We start from the raw sequence: 2,752 nt of genomic DNA, 5'->3' as shown, positions 1-2,752 counted from the left end.
CAATTGAGGCATGCCGTGGAAATGATCGTCACGCAATATGCGCAGGATGCGCTCGTGGAAGAATACATCGACGGGCGAGAAGTCGCGGTCGCTTTGCTGGGAAACGAAGAGCTCGAAGTGTTGCCTCTGGTGGAGCATGACTTCGGCGACCGCGAAATGCGTCTTATGACCTGGGAGGCAAAGTATGTGGCGGCCGCGACGCCGCCGCAGATTTGCCCGGCACAAATCGGAAGCAGCCTTGCGACTGTGCTGCGGGATATTTCGGTTGCGACCTTCCGTGCCTGCCAGTGCCGGGACTATGCTCGCGTCGACCTCCGGATCGATCCTTTCGGCCAGCCCTTCGTCCTCGAGATCAACTCCATGCCGGGGCTCAGTATGCACTCCTCTTATGTCCTAGCCGCGATGGCTACCGGACACAGCTTCTCGAGCTTGGTCAATCGCATCCTCAATATCGCCCACACGCGGTACTACGGCATCTAGGACTTGCAGCCTTCAGCCTACCTCAGCAATGCGGCCGTCACCCCGCGTGCCGACGCGGACAACGAGGTTCACCAGGAAACGGCTCCTACGCACTGGAAGCCGAGTAGGCCTGGCGCAGTCCGCGCCGACGAAACCGTAAGAGCGTTGCGCGGCGGTGAGCGCGAGGCGGAAGAGGGCAGCCGTTCGATGATCGCAGCATCGGCGAAAGGATGCTCTGAGGCCTAGCTCGCCACGACAGTTTGACGTCGATCGGCACGGCCCTAATCGTGGCCATGATTGACATTGTCCGCAGCCGCTCGGAACCAATGTCGAGAGATGAACTGGCCGAAGTCATCAAAACCCGGGCGGATTCTGAGTATGCCAAGCCGCGCGAAAAAGGGAGCGTCGCGGAAGAGCGGCGTCATCACTCGGCTTCGCCGGCGGCCTGCGCCGTTCCGAGATTGTCGGCCTCGATGTTGGGAGCGACCAAACGGAGGATGGCCGCGGCTGGGTGGAGATTCTCGACAAGGGCGCCCTCGTCAGCCTGCGCGGCAAGACCGGCTGGCGCGAGGTCGAGGTCGGGCGCGGCTCGTCCGACACGACCTGCCCCGTGGTCGCGCTCGAGACCTGGCTGAAATTTGCCCCCATCGCCCATGGGCCACTGTTTCGGCGTGTCACGGCGCACGCCAAGGCGGTCGGCGCCGATCGGCTCAACGACCAGGAGGTCGCCCGCCTCGTCAAGCGGACCGCGCTGGCCGCCGGCGTGCGTGGAGATCTGCCGGAGGGCGAACGCGGAATGATGTTTGCCGGCCATTCGCTTCGCGCCGGCCTGGCGTCCTCGGCCGAGGTCGACGAACGCTATGTCCAGAAACAGCTCGGCCACACCTCCGCCGAGATGACCCGCCGCTATCAGCGCCGCAGAGACAGGTTCCGCGTGAACCTCACCAAGGCGAGTGGCCTGTAGGAGATAGGGACAAGCCCCCTCCCCTTCCCGTTTGCATCGAAAACGACTTTATTTCCATCAAGGGTCCGGCGTGATCCGTCTCGACGACGGAAAACGGGTTATCGGCCTATATCGCGGATCAGCAGCGGACTCTACGCGAGGCGGAGCGGCTTGCCGAGCCAAAGCCTGGCGCTGCAAGAATCGAAGAGTGTTTTGGCGCGAACGCAATACCTATCGCGCGCCCTGACCCTAGCCCAATTTGAGCAAACAAATCGTAAACGTCGGAGCGCGCATCCATGGAAACCAGGATCGTCGACAGCCGAGACGATTTCGCGCAATTGGCGATCGACCGGGCCAATGCAATCCTGACGGGTCAAGGTTCGGAACTCGCCACCGCGGCCCGAACGGGAGGAAGCCCAAATAGACAGCAGAGGCGCTCGGCCAGGCGATTGTTGATGCGCTGATCGAGGCGTTCGACGGTCTTGCAGGCGATGCATGAGTTACTGACTTGGCCCGCACGACCGGCTGCGCCAACGGAAACGACGCCCGGTACGTGGGGCCCCCAGATCCATTCAGCCATGATTTCGGCCTGCGCCGAATCCCCTTTGGCGGCATCGCGAGAGGACCGCTCTTCGGGCGCATCTTCAAAGAGAACAGGACTGTCGATGTCGAGCGGCTCTGCGACAAGCATGTCGCTCGCCTGGTCAGGCAGACGCGCTTGCCGCCGGCGTCCGCTCCGATCGTCCGGAAGCGGAGCGCGCGCTCGTTTTCTCAGGGCACTCGCTGCGCGCCGGTCTTACCTCTTTGGCCGACATCGAGGAGGGCTACGTGCAGAAGCAGCTCGGCCACGCCTCGGCCGATATGACCCGCAAATATCAGCGCCGGCGCGATCGGTTTCGGACCAACCTCACCAAGGCGTCCGGGCTCTGAAAGCCCCCTGCCCTCCCCCGGCTGATCGCTGGGGTGAGGCGATCCAGGTTTTGAGGCGATGACAATACCTCGTCGAGCACCACGATCGCTGCGTCCAGGCTATCGGCAGCCGACGCTTCGTAGTCGGGCATGATCATCAGCTGCGCGATGGCGCGGCGGACAAATTCCGGGTTCAGCTTCTCCAGCCTCTCCCGTGTGCGAGCGATGAAGTCGATTTCACCGATCCCTTCGAATGCGAACTTCTGAAACCGAAGCCCGTCACCCAGATAGTCTGATGGCATCGTTTCAAAGTGCAGGTGGTAGATGGGTCCATGAACCCGAGCAGTTGAGGATCATCAAGGAAGACATCGATGTCATGGCTTTCGCGATGGCCGATCTGGATCATCATCGCCGTTCCGCCGCCGAATGACCATTCAAAGT

Annotated in this window: 2 protein-coding genes and 3 pseudogenes; 3 read left to right on the top strand and 2 right to left on the bottom strand. The window is 62.2% G+C overall.

Annotation, left to right across the window (positions count from 1 at the left end; translation table 11 throughout):
* Together EOA32_RS36050 and EOA32_RS36045 are read left to right on the top strand one after the other, a co-directional pair.
* A pseudogene (locus tag EOA32_RS36050) lies at window positions 1-480 on the top strand (hypothetical protein); the annotation flags it as partial.
* Window positions 481-886: 406 nt separating this feature from the next.
* Window positions 887-1,423: pseudogene (locus tag EOA32_RS36045) on the top strand (tyrosine-type recombinase/integrase); the annotation flags it as partial.
* Between the two features lie 352 nt (window positions 1,424-1,775).
* On the opposite strand, the gene EOA32_RS39050 reads toward EOA32_RS36045, so the two are convergent.
* Window positions 1,776-2,093, bottom strand: coding sequence for a hypothetical protein (locus tag EOA32_RS39050; RefSeq protein ID WP_189407673.1), 318 nt, complete (start codon window positions 2,091-2,093; stop codon window positions 1,776-1,778).
* On the opposite strand from EOA32_RS39050, the pseudogene EOA32_RS39425 reads away from it, so the two are divergent.
* Window positions 2,001-2,332, top strand: a pseudogene (locus tag EOA32_RS39425) (integrase); the annotation flags it as partial. The gene EOA32_RS39050 and the pseudogene EOA32_RS39425 sit on opposite strands and share 93 nt — an antisense overlap.
* A gap of 172 nt (window positions 2,333-2,504) precedes the next feature.
* Here EOA32_RS39425 and EOA32_RS36030 read toward each other — a convergent pair.
* The coding region (locus EOA32_RS36030; protein ID WP_145971485.1) for a nucleotidyl transferase AbiEii/AbiGii toxin family protein at window positions 2,505-2,752 on the bottom strand (248 nt) is incomplete at its 5' end.

This window comes from Mesorhizobium sp. M1A.F.Ca.ET.072.01.1.1 (assembly GCF_004023325.1).
Taxonomy (GTDB): Bacteria; Pseudomonadota; Alphaproteobacteria; order Rhizobiales; family Rhizobiaceae; genus Mesorhizobium.
The sequence above is the reverse complement of the archived record's forward strand: the minus strand, read 5'-3'. Positions and strand labels throughout refer to the sequence as shown.